General features: G+C 49.1%; 17 protein-coding genes. 15 read left to right on the plus strand and 2 right to left on the minus strand.

Going from position 1 to position 17,906, the window contains the following annotated elements; all coding sequences use genetic code 11:
• Positions 1–187: 187 nt before the first annotated feature.
• From plsX to ACO0K4_RS11040, 14 genes are all read left to right on the plus strand, one after another.
• Positions 188–1,264, plus strand: a complete 1,077-nt coding sequence (plsX, locus tag ACO0K4_RS10975) for a phosphate acyltransferase PlsX (RefSeq protein WP_422956665.1) — start codon at positions 188–190, stop codon at positions 1,262–1,264.
• On the plus strand, positions 1,261–2,247 hold the full coding sequence (locus ACO0K4_RS10980; RefSeq protein ID WP_422956666.1) for a beta-ketoacyl-ACP synthase III: 987 nt from the start codon (positions 1,261–1,263) through the stop codon (positions 2,245–2,247). The genes plsX and ACO0K4_RS10980 overlap by 4 nt, the downstream gene beginning before the upstream one ends.
• Before the next feature lie 105 nt (positions 2,248–2,352).
• Positions 2,353–3,294, plus strand: coding sequence for an ACP S-malonyltransferase (gene fabD, locus ACO0K4_RS10985; RefSeq protein WP_422956667.1), 942 nt, complete (start codon positions 2,353–2,355; stop codon positions 3,292–3,294).
• Entirely contained in the window at positions 3,291–4,043 is a 753-nt protein-coding gene (gene fabG / locus ACO0K4_RS10990) for a 3-oxoacyl-ACP reductase FabG (RefSeq protein ID WP_422956668.1), read from the plus strand. The genes fabD and fabG overlap by 4 nt, the downstream gene beginning before the upstream one ends.
• A gap of 135 nt (positions 4,044–4,178) precedes the next feature.
• Positions 4,179–4,418, plus strand: coding sequence for an acyl carrier protein (acpP, locus tag ACO0K4_RS10995; RefSeq protein WP_008449912.1), 240 nt, complete (start codon positions 4,179–4,181; stop codon positions 4,416–4,418).
• Positions 4,419–4,502: 84 nt separating this feature from the next.
• Positions 4,503–5,744, plus strand: coding sequence for a beta-ketoacyl-ACP synthase II (gene fabF / locus ACO0K4_RS11000; RefSeq protein WP_422956669.1), 1,242 nt, complete (start codon positions 4,503–4,505; stop codon positions 5,742–5,744).
• An 83-nt stretch (positions 5,745–5,827) separates the two neighbouring features.
• A complete protein-coding gene (locus ACO0K4_RS11005; protein ID WP_422956670.1) occupies positions 5,828–6,316 on the plus strand; it encodes a protein YgfX in 489 nt (162 codons plus the stop codon).
• 64 nt (positions 6,317–6,380) lie between these two features.
• Entirely contained in the window at positions 6,381–6,983 is a 603-nt protein-coding gene (rpoE, locus tag ACO0K4_RS11010) for an RNA polymerase sigma factor RpoE (RefSeq protein ID WP_422956671.1), read from the plus strand.
• Positions 6,984–7,061: 78 nt separating this feature from the next.
• Positions 7,062–7,781, plus strand: coding sequence for a sigma-E factor negative regulatory protein (locus ACO0K4_RS11015; protein ID WP_422956672.1), 720 nt, complete (start codon positions 7,062–7,064; stop codon positions 7,779–7,781).
• 5 nt (positions 7,782–7,786) lie between these two features.
• A complete protein-coding gene (locus tag ACO0K4_RS11020) occupies positions 7,787–8,794 on the plus strand; it encodes a MucB/RseB C-terminal domain-containing protein (RefSeq protein ID WP_422956673.1) in 1,008 nt (335 codons plus the stop codon).
• Positions 8,795–8,801: 7 nt separating this feature from the next.
• Positions 8,802–10,295 (plus strand): DegQ family serine endoprotease, encoded by a 1,494-nt coding sequence (locus ACO0K4_RS11025; protein ID WP_422956674.1) that lies wholly within the window; start codon positions 8,802–8,804, stop codon positions 10,293–10,295.
• Between the two features lie 415 nt (positions 10,296–10,710).
• Positions 10,711–11,004 (plus strand): glutaredoxin family protein, encoded by a 294-nt coding sequence (locus ACO0K4_RS11030; RefSeq protein WP_422956675.1) that lies wholly within the window; start codon positions 10,711–10,713, stop codon positions 11,002–11,004.
• Positions 10,997–11,605, plus strand: coding sequence for a ribonuclease HII (gene rnhB, locus ACO0K4_RS11035; protein WP_422956676.1), 609 nt, complete (start codon positions 10,997–10,999; stop codon positions 11,603–11,605). Before ACO0K4_RS11030 ends, rnhB begins: the two co-directional genes overlap by 8 nt.
• 20 nt (positions 11,606–11,625) lie before the next feature.
• On the plus strand, positions 11,626–12,441 hold the full coding sequence (locus ACO0K4_RS11040) for a TrmH family RNA methyltransferase (RefSeq protein WP_422956951.1): 816 nt from the start codon (positions 11,626–11,628) through the stop codon (positions 12,439–12,441).
• Positions 12,442–12,694: 253 nt separating this feature from the next.
• Here ACO0K4_RS11040 and ACO0K4_RS11045 read toward each other — a convergent pair whose 3' ends face one another.
• Positions 12,695–14,284 carry a methyl-accepting chemotaxis protein gene (locus ACO0K4_RS11045; RefSeq protein ID WP_422956677.1) on the minus strand — a complete coding sequence of 530 codons (1,590 nt, stop codon included), beginning with the start codon at positions 14,282–14,284 and terminating at the stop codon, positions 12,695–12,697.
• Positions 14,285–14,332: 48 nt separating this feature from the next.
• Complete coding sequence (gene ppsR, locus ACO0K4_RS11050) at positions 14,333–15,181, minus strand: posphoenolpyruvate synthetase regulatory kinase/phosphorylase PpsR (protein ID WP_422956678.1); 849 nt, start codon at positions 15,179–15,181, stop codon at positions 14,333–14,335.
• 273 nt (positions 15,182–15,454) lie between these two features.
• Here ppsR and ppsA point away from each other — a divergent pair, with 273 nt between their 5' ends.
• Positions 15,455–17,872 (plus strand): phosphoenolpyruvate synthase, encoded by a 2,418-nt coding sequence (gene ppsA / locus ACO0K4_RS11055; RefSeq protein ID WP_422956679.1) that lies wholly within the window; start codon positions 15,455–15,457, stop codon positions 17,870–17,872.
• The last annotated feature ends 34 nt before the right edge of the window (positions 17,873–17,906 follow it).

Consider the following 17,906-nt stretch of genomic DNA (forward strand, 5'->3'; position numbering starts at 1 on the left):
CGAGTCTTGTACTTGGCGCCGCTTTTTTTATGGGAGATATATTCTTCATTGGAAATTTTCTCCTGTTTTACCCTCATAAAATCCCTCTTTTTGGTGCGTTTTTATTAATCCCAGAAAGAAATAGTGCGACCTGACTATCTCAATCTTGATAAGATAGCTGCTTCGGGATGAAGTTTAGTATCACTACATGACAATAAAAATTTCCATTGACTGCATGGGCGGAGATCACGGACCGGCAGTCACAGTTGCAGCGGCAGTATCGTTTGCGAACCGCGAACCCGATGCTGAATTTATTCTGGTAGGGCTTGAATCACATATTCAGGCAGAACTGAAAAAAAATCGCGCACTCAATCATCCACGCCTCTCGATTCTCAATGCCACAGAAGTGGTGGAGATGGATGATCCTATTGAAATCGCTTTGCGCCGCAAAAAAGATTCATCCATGCGCGTGGCCGTGAGTCTGGTCAAGGACGGTCAGGCGCAAGCTTGTGTATCTGCCGGCAATACCGGCGCACTGATGGCGGTATCGCGTTATGTGCTAAAGACCATGCAGGGCGTGGACCGGCCAGCGATTTGCAGCATATTGCCAAATCAAAAAAATAAACCGACTTATATGCTGGATCTCGGGGCTAATGTTGACTGTGAGCCTTTGCATTTGCATCAGTTTGCTATTATGGGTTCGGCGCTGGTGTCGGCACTGGAAGGTAAGTCTAAGCCAACGATTGGTCTGTTGAATGTCGGCGAAGAAGATATTAAAGGTAATGACGTCGTGAAAAAGACTGCTCAGCTGCTGCGTGCGGACCATGCGCGTGGATTGCTGAATTTTTATGGCAATGTCGAAGGTAACGATATTTTCAAAGGTACGACCGATATCGTGGTCTGTGACGGCTTCGTCGGTAACGTGACGCTAAAAGCTGCCGAAGGTATGGGGCGCTTTGTCAAAAGTACATTGACTGATGCTTTTAAGAGCAGCCCTTTGAATATGCTGGGCGCTTTGATCGCGCGTAGTGCGTTGAAGTCTATTTCCCGCACAATGAATCCGTCTAACTATAACGGCGGCAGCTTACTGGGCTTGCGCGGTCTGGTGTTTAAAAGCCACGGCAGCGCTGATAAGTACAGTTACGAATGGGCGATACAGCGCGCATTCGATGCGGCAAAAAATGATGTATTGTCTCGTATCTCCACATCCATGGCAGAACTGATGCCAGCGACGGACGCGATGTCGGAGGAAATCAATGAACCTATGGCACAGAAAACCGCATGACTTTTTTCAGTAAAATTATCGGTACTGGCAGCTATCTGCCACCCAACAAGGTAAGCAATCAGCAATTAACGGATCAACTGGCTGCAAAAGGGATAGAGACTTCAGACGAATGGATTTTTTCGCGTAGCGGTATTTCTGCGCGCCATTATGCTGCCACCGATGTGACATCCAGTGATCTGGCGGTAGAAGCGTCGAAGCGTGCACTGGATGCTGCTGATATGCAGGCTAACGATATTGATCTGATTATTCTGGCGACCTCGACTCCGGATTTTCTCGGTGGCTTTCCGAGCACTGCCTGCGTCGTGCAAAATAAGCTGGGCATTACCAATGGCGCTGCGGCGGTTGATGTGCAGGCTGTTTGCAGCGGCTTTATGTACGCCATTGCCATGGCTGACAGCATGATTAAATCCGGTGCACACAAGAACGTGCTGGTGATCGGTACGGAAGTTTTTTCTCGCATCTTAAATTTTGAAGATCGTACTACTTGCGTCCTCTTCGGTGATGGTGCCGGTGCAGTTGTTCTGTCGCGCTCGGCTGAGCCTGGCGTATTGGCAACGAAATTGCATGCTGATGGTAGTTACGCGAACATCTTATGCGTACCGGGTAACGTGAGTTCTGGTGCGATTACCGGTAACGCATTTTTGTATATGGACGGTCAGGCGGTCTTTAAGCTCGCGGTCTCATTGCTGGAAAAAGTCGCGAACGAAGCGTTGGAAATCGCTGGTATGGATGCTTCACAGATAGACTGGCTGATACCGCATCAGGCGAATATCCGCATCATGCAAAGTACAGCCAAAAAAATGCGTATGCCGATGGAAAAGGTGGTCGTGACCGTCGATCAGCACGGAAATACTTCCGCGGCATCGATTCCGCTAGCTTTGGATGTTGCAGTCAGGGATGGCCGGGTGAAGCCGGGTCAGACGATTCTGATCGAGGGCGTAGGTGGTGGCTTTACCTGGGGCGCAGCAATTATCAAGATGTGAGATGCGACCTTGTTGAGGTGATTGTTGTCTTGCACAGATGGCTTTTCTCAATGGCATCAAAATTTTTGTCATTTCCTTAATTAACTTCTTTATCAAACAAGATTTATGACTCAATTTGCATTTGTTTTTCCCGGTCAGGGTTCGCAAGCTATTGGCATGTTGAATGGCTTTGCTGATAACAGCATCGTCCAGCAAACCGTAGCGGAAGCATCTGATGCCTTGCAGTTTGACCTCGCTAAATTGATTGCTGAAGGGCCAAAAGAATCCCTGGATTTAACGACTAATACGCAGCCAGTGATGTTGACGGCAGCTGTTGCCTGTTATCGCGCATGGATTGCGGCTGGTGGTGCTTTGCCAGCCTTGGTTGCAGGACATAGCCTGGGCGAGTACTCGGCACTGGTTGCTGCGGGCGTGATTAATTTTAAGGATGCGGTGCCGCTGGTGCGTTTTCGCGCGGAAGCCATGCAAAGCGCTGTGCCTGTAGGGCAGGGCGGAATGGCGGCAATTCTTGGTTTGTCTGATGAAGATGTGATTGCCGCCTGCGCCGAAGCCATTGCGGGGCATGCCGGCGAGGTGGTTGAGGCCGTCAACTTCAATGCGCCTGCGCAAGTCGTGATTGCCGGTTCTAAGGCTGCGGTCGAGCGTGCTTGTGAGATTGCTAAAGCCAAAGGTGCGAAGCGCGCATTGGGATTGCCAGTATCCGCGCCATTCCACTCATCGTTGTTAAAGCCTGCATCAGATCAATTGCGTGACTACATGATTGGATTGACTTTTAACGCCCCTGTCATCCCTTTGATTAATAATGTTGATGTCGCAATAGTAAACGAGATCGCTGCGATCAAGGATGCTTTGGTGCGACAGGCTGCTAGCCCGGTACGCTGGGTTGAAACCGTGCAGAAAATTAGCAACAGCGGCATCACGCATGTGATTGAATGTGGTCCAGGCAAGGTGTTAGCTGGTTTGACCAAGCGAATTCACGGCGAATTAATTGGTGATGCTGTGTTCGATCAGGCATCTTTGGACAAGCTAATGGAAATTCTGAAATGACTCAACAATTAACAAATCAGGTTGCGCTGGTCACTGGCGCTTCACGCGGTATCGGTAAGGCCATTGCAATTGCGCTGGCCAAGGCGGGTGCTCGCGTAATCGGTACGGCAACCTCTGAATCAGGTGCTGCGGCTATTTCTGAATATCTGGCTGCAGTTGGTCTGGATGCAGGCAAGGGCGTTGCCTTCAACGTCAATGACGTGGTGCGTTGTTCTTCTCTGGTAGAAGAAATTCAAAAAGAATTTGGTAGCTTATCTATACTGGTCAACAATGCGGGTATTACGCAAGATCAGCTGGCGATGCGCATGAAGGAGGAGGAGTGGGATAATGTCATCTCTACCAATCTGAGCTCTGTCGGTCGTCTGTCACGTGCTGTTTTGCGCGGTATGATGAAAGCCAAACATGGCCGCATTATTAATATTACTTCGGTAGTTGGTTCCTCCGGCAATCCAGGTCAAATGAATTATGCCGCTGCCAAGGCGGGTGTTGCAGGCATGAGTCGCGCTCTGGCGCGTGAAATCGGTAGCCGCAATATTACTGTCAACTGCGTAGCGCCTGGTTTTATCGACACTGATATGACAAAAGCATTGACTGAGGATCAAAAAGCGGCGATTTTGCAACAAATTCCGCTGGCGAGATTGGGGCAGCCGGAGGATATTGCTGCTGCAACTTTGTTCCTTGCGTCGCCTGATGCTGGCTATATTACCGGTACAACGCTCCATGTGAATGGTGGTATGTATTTAGGTTAAAATGATTTTATTGATATTTATCGCAACAATCGCCGAAATTAGACGGAGATGTGCTGGTAAAATCCTTACTTGCTTTTTTTGCGCACAAACCTGCTAAAATGCGCGCACTTTCTGTAACCACTCATGGAGAACCATATGTCAGATATCGAACAACGCGTTAAGAAGATCGTCGCCGAGCAACTGGGCGTCGCAGAAGCAGACATCAAAATTGAATCTTCCTTCGTGGATGATCTCGGTGCTGACTCCCTCGACACAGTAGAGCTGGTCATGGCACTCGAAGACGAATTCGAAATGGAAATCCCTGATGAACAAGCTGAAAAAATCACGACTGTTCAGCAAGCGATTGACTACGCTACTGCGCACGTCAAGGCGTAATTCAGCAGTGCTGCAGTGCTGCAGTGCTCTTAAAGTGCTGCCCAGAATCCAAGCATAACCAGTTTTCAAGTCCAGGAGAAACGCTTGAGCCGTACGCTTAAACGTCGTGTCGTGGTCACCGGTCTCGGTTGCGTTTCCCCAGTTGGCAATACAATTGCCGACGCATGGGGAGCCGTGACGGCAGGTAAATCCGGTATCGCCACGATTACCAAATTTGATGCAACGCCTTTTTCCACGCATTTTGCCGGAGAGGTAAAAGGTTTCAATGTCGAGGATTATCTCCCGGCTAAAGAAGCCCGCAATATGGATACCTTCATTCATTTCGGTATCGCTGCCGGGATGCAGGCTTTTCGCGATAGTGGCATCACAGTGACGGAAGAAAATGCCGATCGCATCGGTGTCATCGTCGGCTCTGGTATTGGCGGTTTGCCTTTGATTGAGGAAACCAAAGAAGTGTTGACTGAGCGCGGTCCCCGTCGTATCAGCCCATTTTTTGTTCCAGCCTCTATCATCAACATGATTTCCGGTCATCTATCGATTAAGTTTTGCTTGAAAGGGCCAAATCTGGCGATTGTGACAGCTTGTACTACGGGTTTGCATTGTATCGGTTCCGCTGCTCGCATGATTGAATATGGCGATGCCGATGTCATGATTGCCGGTGGTGCTGAATCAACGATTTCTCCATTGGGACTCGGTGGTTTTGCTTCTGCCCGTGCACTGTCTTCTCGTAATGATGATCCTGCGACAGCGTCTCGCCCCTGGGATAAAGACCGTGATGGTTTTGTTCTCGGTGAGGGTGCTGGTGTCATGGTGCTGGAAGAGTATGAGCATGCAAAAGCTCGCGGTGCCAAAATTTATGCGGAAGTTTTAGGTTTCGGCATGAGCGGCGATGCGTATCACATTACATCGCCTTCAATGGATGGCCCGCGTCGCAGTATGTTGAATGCGATGAAAAATGCTGAAATCAATCCGGAGCAAATTGATTACCTGAATGCGCATGGTACTTCCACGCCTTTGGGTGATAAAAATGAAACGGATGCGATCAAAGCAACTTTCGCAGATCATGCCTATAAAATGACGGTGAATTCGACCAAATCGATGACTGGCCATTTGTTGGGCGGTGCTGGCGGTCTGGAGTCTGTGTTTACGGTACTTGCATTGCATCACCAAGTATCTCCTCCAACGATCAATATCATTAATCAGGATCCGGAATGCGATCTCGATTATTGTGCGAACACGGCCAGAGATATGATCATCAATTTTGCGATGAAAAATTCTTTCGGCTTTGGTGGTACTAACGGCACCTTGATTTTTAGTAAAATTTGATTGGCTGCTGTTATAGCTAACGCGTAAGTTTTGCCGGCACTTTGATTCTTTGGATTAAAGTGCCGCTTTCTTTTGGTGCTGCCATGTCAATTGCTATCTCCGTCCGTATTTTGCCATCGCGTGGATTACTCTTAGCTAGCTGTAGTATGTTGTTCATCGCAATGGTGACGGCGGCTTATAGCGTTTTCATCCTGCCGCTTAATATTATCTTGCAGTTTGTTTTGCTGTTTGTGCTGAGTGCGCTGATGGTGTCGCGCTTTATACTGTTGATCAAAAGGCGCTCAGCATATAGTCTGGATATCGCTGCCTCAGGTCGTATGATACTCAGGAAATTTCCTGGTAATGGTGAAGACGCTCCCGCGATGGTGGTTCGGCTGTGCCGTGAAACGACGCTCTGGCCGCACGTCATGATGTTGCACTTACGTCCGGAGCAAGGGATTGTGCAGATTGTGCCAGTTTTGCGTGATAGCGTTGATGCATCTGCCTGGCGCGCTTTGAGTGTGGCATTGCGCTGGCTTGCTGTTCATGAGCGTAATCAGAAAAATACATCACTGACGATGGGGAACTTTTAAGCCTCGCTATGCATCTATCTACATATAATCGCGTTGAGATTACCCCGAACCTAGGAAAGAGTGAGTGACGACAGAGCGCGAGATTGATCAACTCCTTGTTGAGCGTGTGCAGCGCGGTGACAAAAAGGCATTTGAGCTTCTGGTTTCCAAATATCAAAGGAAACTAATGCGGCTCGTATCCAGGCTCGTCCATGATCAGGCAGAAGCGGAGGATGTCGTGCAAGAGGCCTTCATTAAGGCTTATCGTGCACTTGCGAATTTCAGAGGCGATTCTGCGTTTTATACTTGGCTGTACAGAATCGGCGTCAACACTGCCAAAAACTATCTGGTCACTCAGGGACGTCGTGCCCCGACCTCAACGGACTCGGATATCGAAGAGGCAGAAACTTTTGCCGATGCCGAGGGACTAAGAGATATTAATACGCCGGAATCCCTGCTGGCCAGCAAACAGATCGCCGATACCGTCAATAGCGCGATGCAGGCTTTGCCCGAAGAACTACGTAACGCGATTACTCTGAGAGAAATTGAAGGGCTTAGTTACGATGAAATTGCGGAAGTGATGTTGTGCCCGATCGGCACAGTGAGAAGCCGTATTTTCAGGGCGCGCGAGGCAATTGCCGAAAAATTACGACCGGTGCTCGGCACCAGTCTGGATCAGCGATGGTGATCTGACTCAAGCCGAAAGCTCTCAGATGAGCAGCAAAGCAGATCAAAAGAACAAGCAGTAAAAAATGTGGATAAAATCATGAACATAGATCACACCAAAAAAGAAAGCATTTCAGCTTTGCTCGATAATGAGTTAAGTGATGCGCAACTGGACGCCATGCTCGCCAGTTTGAGTCAGCATGCCGATGCGGATGAGCGACAGGTCTGGGATATCTATCATCAGATCGGCGATGTCTTGCGTTCAGATGATTTGGCAGTCAATGTCAGCCCCGGATTTTCTTCCAAAATGAGCGCCTTGCTGGATGCCGAGCCAGTGATCCTGGCGCCGAAACCTGTCGCAAGTCTTGTGACAAATCTTAGCCCGAATGCTGATAAATCTCGTTTTGCCCGTTATACCGCCATGCTCAGCGTCGCTGCAATGGCCGTGCTGGCTTTTATGCTAGTGCCACAAATTACACCTTATATTCACGGGAACAGTGCATCTTCAGTTCAGATGAGTAAAGCGACTGAAGCTTCAAATAATCCTGTGCAATTAGTTGCTGACGCCAATATGGCGCCAGCAACGGAATTAAAAAACAAAGCACCCGATGAAATCGAGATGCTGCGCGATCCAAGACTGGATAGCTATTTGCAAGCGCATCAAAAATTTTCTCCGTCTATCGTCAGCGGTTCGCAATTTGCCAACCATGTAGCCAGTACCGCAACGGGTAACGCGGTTAGCAACGGTATTGAAAACGCAGCAGCTCCAGTTCCAGCAGCAGCCTCCGCTTCATCCGCTTCATTTGTTCCGGAAAAGTAGACTCTATGTTGTTCACGCGTTTATCTTTCTCTCTCTTTGTGCTGACGACAGGGTTGGCGGCATCGCCGATGTTGTGCGCGCAAAGCCAGGACGCACAAGATGTGCCGACGATGCTGCGTAAAGTGCAGACTGCGGCACAAAAATTAAATTACACCGGTACTTTTGTTTATCAGCAAGCGAACCAGATGCGTACCTCGCGGATTACGCATCTGCTGGACGGTAACGTAGAGCTGGAAAAATTAGAAATTCTGGATGGCAAACCCCGCGAATATATCCGGCGTAACGATGAGGTCAGTTGCTATCTGCCTGAGAGTAAAACCGTTCAAGTCGAGAAACACGTCACTCAGGAAATTTTCCCGGCCTTATTGACCAGTAATGCACAATCCTTACCTGAGTCCTATCTGATTAAAAAAGCAGAGCAGAGTCGCGTTGCTGGCGCGGAATGCCAGATACTGAGCTTTGAGCCTAAGGATATGTATCGTTATGGCTATCGTCTCTGCATGGATAAATCCACCGGCTTGCTACTGCGTGCCCAGACGGTGAATGCAAAAAATGAAGTGATTGAACAAATCGCTTTCACCCAGATTTTGATTGGTGACGTCGATAAAAATCGCGTCAAACCAAGTTTTCAAAACACAGCGCAATGGCATATTGAAAATCTGACGGTGCAACCCAACGTTAACTCCGGTTGGGTAGTCAAGGCTTTGCCTGCAGGGTTTAAAAAGACCCGCGAGATGAAGCGTCTGATCCCGATTAATAATGCAGCGGCATCATCCGATGCCAGCCAAGCCAAGCCCCATCAGGTCATACAAATGATTTTTTCTGATGGACTCGCTGCCATCTCCGTATTTATCGAGCCGGATACTCAGGGCCGGACCGAAGGTAGTTTGCAGCAAGGGGCGGTGACTATTATGGGAAAGCGCCAGGGTGAGTATTGGTTGACGGTAGTAGGAGAGGTGCCTTTAGCTGCAATTAAGCAAGTCATGAACTCTATTGAATTTAAACCTAAGTGATGACGCCATGAAAAAATCTACATTTATTTCTGTCGACAAAGTCGTTTCTACTTTATTACTTACTACCTGTTTCGGCTTTATCGCCCCCACAATTACTGGGGCTGCACCAGTTGAGGCAGCTCCCGCTGTCGTCAGCGGTTTGCCGGATTTTACCGATCTGGTAGAGAAATCGAGCCCTGCCGTAGTGAACATCCGCACTACCGAGAAAATCCAGCAAGGCCAGCCTGGCATGGGCGGTGATGATGAGCAGATGCAGGAATTTTTCCGTCGCTTCTTCGGCATGCCTATACCGAAACAACAACCAGCACCGACGCCAAAAGGTCGTAAGCAAGCTCCTCAGCAGCAAGAAGAGGAAGTGCCGCGTGGTGTGGGGTCGGGTTTTATCATTTCACAAGACGGTTACGTGCTGACCAATACCCATGTGGTCGAAGGCGCGTCGGAGGTCTACGTCAAGCTGACGGACAAGCGGGAATTCAAAGCGAAAGTGATCGGCACGGACAAGCGTACGGATGTCGCGGTGTTGAAAATCGACGGCAGCAAACTCCCGCGTCTGACAGTAGGCGATTCTGACAAGATACGGGCAGGTGAATGGGTGCTGGCGATTGGCTCCCCATTTGATCTTGATAATACGGTGACTGCAGGGATCATCTCTGCCAAGGCACGTGATACAGGCGATTTCCTCCCTTTAATTCAGACGGACGTCGCAGTCAATCCAGGTAACTCAGGCGGTCCGCTGATTAATATGCGCGGTGAAGTCATCGGCATTAATTCGCAAATCTACAGCCGTTCAGGTGGTTATATGGGGATCTCGTTTGCGATTCCTATTGATGAAGCGATGCGTGTCGTTGAGCAATTGAAATCTGTAGGGCGCGTGACTCGTGGTCGTATTGGCGTAGCAATTGATGATTTATCGAAAGAGGTTGCAGAATCGATTGGCTTGCCAAAAGCTCAAGGTGCCTTGGTCACCCGAGTTGAGCCTGGCGCACCAGCAGAAAAAGCAGGTGTTCAGGACGGTGACGTGATTTTGAAATTCAACGGCATCACCGTTGAAAAGAGAACGGATCTCCCGCGTATTGTCGGCATGACTAAGCCAGGCAGCAAAGCGACTATTACCGTCTGGCGCAAAGGCGCTGCCCGCGACCTGGCTATTACCGTGTCTGAGGCAGAGCCGGATACCAAAGTAGCGCAAAAAACCGATAAAAAAGCGAAGCGTGATCAGACCGCCAATGCACTCGGTATCTACGTTACAGACATGACTGCCGCGCAAAAGAAAGAACTGCCTGGTGTGACAGGTGTTGTGATTGAATCGGTTGAAGGCCCGGCAGTACAAGCAGGTTTAAACCAGGGCGATATTATTCTCATGCTGAATCAGGTTGACGTCAAAGATGCCAAGCAATTTGCTGCGATGGTATCCAAACTGGATCCGAAAAAAGCGGCATCACTGTTGGTACGCCGTGATAATTTTTCTCAATTTATCCTGATACGTCCGGCGTCACAATAATCGTACTCAGCAAAATCGACTTAGCGTAAGAGTGCGATTCGATCAAAACTGCCCGCAAAACTGCGGGCAGTTTTTTTATTTACTGCGCAATATTTGTTAGCAAGCAGGGTGCTTCAAAAATCTGGATTGCACAAACTCACTCAAACGTTACGCCTAATGTCATCGCCGACTATAATGCTGCCTTAATACTTGCTTAATCCCTGCTTCATGTCCACTCAGTGTCTGTTTAGTGCAGTCATTCAATGTTGTATTCATTGCTTTTAGCGTATGTTGAGTATCGCTCCGACATGCCATGCTTGTTATTTCTAACGAGATGCGATGTGTAAATTTTTCATATACTCTGGAGTAGTATATTTTCAATGCCTAAGTAAAATGAGCGGATTAAGCTTATTTAATTAAAAATAAGGGGGAGTATTTGCTTATTCCCTCTATCCGTAACCATCCGATGATACAGTTCACTTTATATTCCCGTAGTTATTGCCATCTGTGTGACGATATGCTTGAGCAATTACAGGCATATCTCGATTCGTATCCTGATTGCCCCGCCTTTGCTGTTAAGGTTCTGGATGTCGATGCGGATGAGGCTTTGCTGGCACTTTATGATGAACTGGTGCCGGTATTGATCGGGCACAAAGTACATCAGACGGCACAGCAAATTTGTCATTATTTTTTAGACCAAACAAAATTGGAAGCGTTTTTACATGGGTGACACAGCGACATTTTCGCTATTTGATTATGCGGACGAAGTAATTTGTGGTGTCGATGAGGCTGGTCGTGGTCCTTTGGCCGGACCGGTCATGGCGGCTGCCGTTATTCTTGATCCACTCCATCCGATTGCTGGTCTGCGCGACTCTAAAAAATTGAGCGAACAAAAACGTGATCAGCTCGCTATCGAGATCAAACAATACGCCTTGGCCTGGGCAATCGCCGAATGTTCCGAAGAAGAAATCGACAGGCTGAATATTTTGCAAGCCACCATGCTGGCGATGCGACGCGCTGTCGAAGCATTAAAAATCCAACCGACGCTGGCACTGATCGACGGCAACCGGTGTCCCGTCATGTCGGTACGGTCCGAAGCCATCGTAAAGGGAGATGATAAAGTGCAGGCCATTTCCGCCGCATCGATTTTGGCAAAAACGGCACGAGATCACGCACTCGCACAACTTCACCTGCAATACCCGCAATATGCGCTCGATCAACACAAAGGTTACCCGACTGCGTTACACCTTGAGCGCTTGCGTGAGCATGGTGTCTCGCCTATACATCGCAAATCTTATGCGCCCGTCAAAGCGCTGCTGATCCAACGTTAACCATGGCCGACCACGCTGACATGAAATCCATTACCTCACGCGATAATCCGCTCTACAAAGAGTTAAAGCAACTCGCCACCAGCTCCCAGGCACGTCGTAAATCCGGGCGCACTTTGCTGGATGGTGTCCATCTATGCGAAGCCTACTGGCAGCATCTGGGTGCTCCGCACATGTGTATCGTTGCTGAGTCCAGTGCCGGGCATCACGAGGTGTCCTCGATACTTGCCTTATGTGAAGCTGAGTCGGCTAAATCTACAGCAGCTGCAGAAGCTACTGAAGTGCAATGTATTTGTTTACCGGACGCTTTGTATCACGCCTTAAGCCAGGTTGAACATGGCGTCGGCATTATGTTTGTCGTCGCGACACCACAAGCAATGACGCCAGAGGTGCTGCAAGAGTCGGCTGTCATGCTCGACAATCTGCAAGATCCCGGTAATTTAGGATCAATTTTGCGCAGCGCTGCCGCCGCAGGTATTCGTCATGTATTTTGCAGCCCGGGCACCGCCTTCGCCTGGTCACCTAAAGTGATGCGAGCTGGCATGGGCGCTCATTTTCTATTGAATATTGTTGAAAATGCCGATCTGCATCATCTGATCAGTCACGCGGCAATCCCGGTTCTGGCAACAAGTTCGCATACTACACAAACGATTTATCAGGCGCAGCTCAATCGCCCGGTTGCCTGGTTGTTCGGCCATGAAGGGCAGGGCGTAGCGGACGACTTGATGGCGCTTGCGACGGAGGCTGTGACCATACCGCAGCGCCCAGAGATTGAGTCCCTGAATGTGGCGGCCAGTGCTGCGATCTGTTTTTTTGAGCAAGTGCGGCAATCGCTTTAGGCGAGCATAATTTGTAGCATTGCTTGTAGTCATTGTTCATAGTAATTATGGATAATAACTAAATGAAAAAAAGGACATGAAAATTCATGTCCTTTTTTATTTTCCCAATTACGTCACTGATACGCCACTGATGCGTTGAGAATGAATTAATTTAATTAATTAATTAATTAAGTTAGCAAGTTAATTCAGCTTAACTTGTTTTGCGTCGTGCAATTCTTAACTAGACCATCATCAACTCAATTGCTAATTCTGGTCAGCGCAGCATATGCAAGCTCGGATTTGCGCGCGTCGGTGTTTTTTTGTTTGCCGCCTGTGTTTCTCCGTGGTTGAGTTTAAACACACTCACGATGCTGGCCAGTCCCGACGCCTGATCGTTCAGTGCCTGCGCTGCTGCTGAAGCTTGCTCTACCAGTGCCGAGTTTTGCTGCGTCATATTATCCATCTCGACAATCGCGTTATTGACCTGTTCTATACCTGAACTTTGCTCCTGACTTGCTGCTGAGATCTCTGCGACGATATCCGTCACTTGTTTGACGCTGGCGACTACTTTTTGCATTGTGGCACCCGCTAGTTCTACCAATTTTCCTCCGGCATCGACTTTCTCGGCAGAGTTGTCGATCAGTACCTTGATCTCTTTCGCTGCTGCCGCGGAGCGCTGTGCGAGGTTGCGGACCTCACTGGCAACGACTGCGAAGCCACGGCCCTGTTCGCCAGCACGTGCAGCTTCGACCGCCGCGTTCAGCGCCAGAATATTAGTCTGGAATGCGATGCCGTCAATCACACTGATGATGTCGACAATTTTTCTGGACGATTCATTGATGGATCCCATAGTGTCGACAACCTGGCCGACCACGGTGCCGCCTTGAGACGCTACTTCAGAGGCAGAAATGGCCAGCTGATTTGCTTGTTTCGCGTTGTCAGCATTTTGTCTGACGGTCGACGTGAGTTCTTCCATTGTCGAAGCGGTTTCTTCCAGCGAGCCGGCCTGTTGTTCTGTTCTGGAGGATAAGTCTAGATTGCCGGCGGCGATTTCGCCCGATGCCGTCGTGACCGACTCTGCCCCAGTGCGTACCTGGCTCACAATGCTAGCAAGATTGTCGCGCATTGTCTTAATGGCAAATAAAAGGTTATGGTGATCGGATGCGTTGGTATCGATTTCGACGGTGAGATCACCTGCTGCAATTTGTTCTACGATACCTGCGGCATAATCCGGTTCGCCACCGAGTTGACCGAGAATTTTACGCAACATATGCCATGCCAGACCCGCTACGATCATCATTAATACCGCGCCGATGGCTAAGAGCGTAAATGCCTGTTTCCAAAATTCATCATTGATATCGTCAATATAGGTACCCGTGCCGACCAGCCAATCCCATGGCGCAAATTTGATGACGGCGTATATTTTTGCGACAGGCTCTTTGACTCCAGGTCTGGTGCCATCCGCTCTGACGATCCCGATTCTGTCTTTCGCCAGTGCTGCGCGATAACGATCACCTGATGTCTTCATGTCCTTTTGCGGTACACCAATGCGGGATGCATTCGGATGGACGTACAGCAGATCGCTCGTGTAGTCGCGGACAAAAAAGTACAGATCATCTTTATGCAGGCTAGCAATCGCGAGTTTGGCTTGTTTCTGCGCGTCTTCTTTGCTGAGTTTGCCTGACTGTTCCAGCGCATAGGCTTTGTCAATTGCACCGCTTGCCATCTCCACCATATTCGAGATTTGCGCTACTCTCTCGGACATCATGGTCTGATGCAATGAATACAGCGACACGGACGCGATGACCGTAATGCCTAGCAATGTGCTGATACATAACAAAATGATGCGGGTACGGAGTTTCATTGTCGCCTCTCGTGAGAGTTTTTATATTGGTGTTATGTGGAGACTACATCAGTAAACGCGGACATCTGATTTAATTTCTTGCAGTATCGTCGTGGAGATTTCTTCAATCGATTTTGCTGTAGACGATAGCCAGCGTATTCCCTCGCGGCGCATCATGGCTTCGGCCTCATTAATTTCATAGCGGCAGTTTTCCAGCGAGGCGTATTTGCTTCCTGGCCGGCGTTCGTTACGTATTTCGGACAGGCGTTCAGGCGCAATACTCAGACCAAAAATCTTCGCTTTAAACGGCGGCAAATTCGATGGCAGTTTGCCGCGCTCAAAATCATCCGGAATCAATGGATAATTCGCTGCCTTGATCCCATATTGCATCGCCAGATATAAACTGGTCGGTGTTTTCCCCGAGCGTGATACGCCAACCAGAATCACATCAGCCGCAGATAAGTTTTTGTGGGATTGCCCATCATCATGAGCCAGAGAGAAGTTAATCGCCTCAATCCGGTTTTTGTATTCTTCCGAATCCGTCATGTTGTGACTGCGGCCTATGGTGTGCGTCGATTTGACACCAAGTTCCTGCTCAAGAGGCGCAACAAAAGTTTGAATCAAATCCATGTGCATGCCTTTGGATTTGAAGACAACATCGGCCAGATCAGCTTTCACCAGTGTGGAGAACACAATCGGACGATTGCCATCAGTCACCAGAGCTTCATTGATGCGACGCACTGCATCGTGGGCTTTATCTACGGTATCGATGAATGGCAGCCTGACTTGCTTGAATTTCAGGTCAAATTGGGTCAAAACCGAGTGACCAAAAGTCTCTGCGGTGATCCCTGTACCATCGGAAACAAAAAATACCGTACGGTTGGCAGCAGGCATAGGGGTGTGTTGTGGATCAGGCATGGGGAGCTTTGTCTATGTGGTGAAGGAAATGCACAATAAAACTCTTTCTATGCATATAACAAAAAAGACGCTAAATTCTCATGACGCATAGGCAAATTTTGCAGGACACCATGTAAAATGGTTGGCGATAGGTTTTCTCGTCTATGTATTAGTGTCTGAGTCTATTTAGTCTATTAGCGTCAAGAATAACAAAAAAACAGCGATGGACGAAGCAACACGATGCAGTTTGTATAGAAAACAGCAAAGATTTCTTACCATCAAAAAGAGGTTGTTATGTCCAACGCAGCAAATACCGGAGCAACTTACGTCGCTTCGTTTGAGCATTTACGCATGACGGATGTTGAATCCGTCGGCGGAAAAAATGCATCTTTAGGCGAAATGATCAGCCAGCTTGCAACTGCTGGTGTCCGTGTACCGGGTGGTTTTGCCACCACAGCACAGGCTTTCCGCGATTTTTTGTCTTACAGCGAAAATGGCGGCGCACCGCTGGCGCAGCGCATTGCTGACCGCCTGGTCAATCTGGATATCGATGATGTCAAAGAACTGGCAAGAGCCGGTGCTGAGATCCGTCAATGGATTATCGATACGCCGTTCCAGCCACGCCTGCAACAAGAAATCGAAGAGTTCTATAACCGGCTCGTTGCGGAGTCAACTGCGGAAATGTCCTTTGCCGTGCGTTCTTCTGCAACTGCTGAAGATTTGCCCGATGCGTCATTTGCCGGTCAACAAGAGACTTTCCTGAATGTCGTCGGGATCGACAACGTGCTGGAAGCGATGAAGCATGTTTTTGCCTCGCTGTATAACGATCGTGCAATTTCGTACCGCGTGCACAAAGGTTTTACGCATGCAGAAGTTGCTCTGTCTGCCGGTGTTCAGCGCATGGTGCGCTCCGATTTGGGGGCGGCTGGTGTGATGTTCACGATTGATACGGAATCTGGTTTCAAGGATGTCGTCTTCATTACGTCCAGCTACGGTCTCGGTGAAACAGTTGTGCAGGGTGCGGTAAATCCTGACGAATTTTATGTTCACAAACCGATGCTGGAACTCGGCAAATTGCCCGTGATTCGCCGCAATATCGGCTCCAAGCTGATCAAGATGGAATTTACCGGCGAGGCCAAAGCAGGCCGCTCTGTGAAGACCGTTGATGTGCCGGTCGAAATGCGTAACCGCTATTCATTGAACGATACGGAAGTCGTTGAGCTGGCAAAATATGCTGTCATCATTGAAAAACACTATGGTCGTCCTATGGACATCGAGTGGGGCAAAGATGGTCGCGATGGCAAACTCTATATTTTGCAGGCACGTCCGGAGACGGTGAAGTCGCAGCAAAAAGCGACCGACGCACAACAACGTTTTAAACTCAAAGGCACTGGTACCGTATTAGTATCCGGTCGCGCTATCGGCCAGAAGATCGGTGCAGGACGTGTCCGTGTAATTCATGATCCATCCGAGATGGAACGCGTGCAGCCCGGTGATGTGCTGGTTGCCGATATGACAGATCCCAACTGGGAACCTGTGATGAAGCGCGCAGCAGCGATTGTCACGAACCGCGGTGGCCGTACTTGCCACGCAGCGATTATCGCGCGCGAACTCGGTGTACCTGCCGTGGTTGGCTGTGGCGATGCAACCGACATACTCAAAGACGGCACGCTAGTAACGGTTTCTTGCGCTGAAGGTGACGAAGGCAAAATCTACGACGGCTTACTGGAAACTGAAGTGACCGAGGAATTACGTGGCGAATTGCCTAAGCTACCACTAAAAATCATGCTGAACGTCGGCAATCCGCAACTGGCATTCGATTTCCAATCCGTGCCCAACGAAGGCGTAGGTTTGGCGCGTCTGGAATTCATCATCAACAATAATATCGGCGTACACCCCAAAGCGATTCTGGAATATCCGAACATTGATGCAGACCTGAAGAAGGCAGTTGAGTCTGTGGCGCGTGGACATGCCTCCCCTAAAGCGTTTTATGTCGACAAACTCGCCGAAGGTGTGGCAACGATTGCCGCAGCGTTCTGGCCTAAAAAAGTGATCGTGCGTTTATCGGACTTCAAATCGAATGAGTATAAAAAACTCATCGGTGGTTCACGTTACGAACCGGATGAAGAAAATCCTATGCTTGGTTTCCGTGGTGCAGCCCGTTATCTGGCGAGTGATTTTGCCGAATCATTCGAAATGGAATGTCTCGCCATGAAACGTGTTCGCAATGACATGGGACTGACCAATGTCGAAATCATGGTGCCGTTTGTCCGTACCTTGGGGCAGGCAGAAAAAGTAGTTAATTTGCTGGGTAAAAACGGACTCAAGCGTGGTGAAAACGGCCTGCGTCTGATCATGATGTGCGAAGTTCCGTCGAATGCGATTCTGGCTGAAGAATTCTTGCAATTCTTTGATGGCTTCTCTATCGGTTCCAACGATCTGACTCAGCTCACGCTGGGCTTGGATCGTGATTCCGGTATGGAATTGCTGGCAGCTGATTTTGACGAACGGGATCCTGCGGTACGCGCCTTGCTGTCCAAAGCAATTGCCGCTTGCCGCAAGCTCAATAAGTACGTCGGCATTTGCGGCCAGGGTCCATCGGATCATCCTGACTTTGCAGAATGGCTGATGAAAGAGGGAATCGAATCTATCTCCCTGAACCCTGACTCGGTGATTGATACCTGGCAGAAGCTGGCAGCAGTAGCTAAGTAATACGGCCTAGTGCAGTTAAGTAAAGCAACGACAC

Origin of the sequence: Undibacterium sp. RuTC16W, from assembly GCF_049339445.1 — a bacterium.
In the GTDB taxonomy this organism is placed as follows: Bacteria; Pseudomonadota; Gammaproteobacteria; order Burkholderiales; family Burkholderiaceae_D; genus Undibacterium.

Bases quoted from the DNA above. Each gene is read 5' to 3' on its own strand.
- acpP (WP_008449912.1), top strand. From the start codon at position 4,179: ATGTCAGATATCGAACAACGCGTTAAGAAGATCGTCGCCGAGCAACTG.
- fabD (WP_422956667.1), top strand. From the start codon at position 2,353: ATGACTCAATTTGCATTTGTTTTTCCCGGTCAGGGTTCGCAAGCTATT.
- ppsA (WP_422956679.1), top strand. From the start codon at position 15,455: ATGTCCAACGCAGCAAATACCGGAGCAACTTACGTCGCTTCGTTTGAG.
- ACO0K4_RS10980 (WP_422956666.1), top strand. From the start codon at position 1,261: ATGACTTTTTTCAGTAAAATTATCGGTACTGGCAGCTATCTGCCACCC.
- ACO0K4_RS11045 (WP_422956677.1), bottom strand. From the start codon at position 14,284: ATGAAACTCCGTACCCGCATCATTTTGTTATGTATCAGCACATTGCTA.
- plsX (WP_422956665.1), top strand. From the start codon at position 188: ATGACAATAAAAATTTCCATTGACTGCATGGGCGGAGATCACGGACCG.
- ACO0K4_RS11020 (WP_422956673.1), top strand. From the start codon at position 7,787: ATGTTGTTCACGCGTTTATCTTTCTCTCTCTTTGTGCTGACGACAGGG.
- rnhB (WP_422956676.1), top strand. From the start codon at position 10,997: ATGGGTGACACAGCGACATTTTCGCTATTTGATTATGCGGACGAAGTA.
- ACO0K4_RS11005 (WP_422956670.1), top strand. From the start codon at position 5,828: ATGTCAATTGCTATCTCCGTCCGTATTTTGCCATCGCGTGGATTACTC.
- ACO0K4_RS11040 (WP_422956951.1), top strand. From the start codon at position 11,626: ATGAAATCCATTACCTCACGCGATAATCCGCTCTACAAAGAGTTAAAG.
- ACO0K4_RS11025 (WP_422956674.1), top strand. From the start codon at position 8,802: ATGAAAAAATCTACATTTATTTCTGTCGACAAAGTCGTTTCTACTTTA.
- fabG (WP_422956668.1), top strand. From the start codon at position 3,291: ATGACTCAACAATTAACAAATCAGGTTGCGCTGGTCACTGGCGCTTCA.
- ppsR (WP_422956678.1), bottom strand. From the start codon at position 15,181: ATGCCTGATCCACAACACACCCCTATGCCTGCTGCCAACCGTACGGTA.
- ACO0K4_RS11015 (WP_422956672.1), top strand. From the start codon at position 7,062: ATGAACATAGATCACACCAAAAAAGAAAGCATTTCAGCTTTGCTCGAT.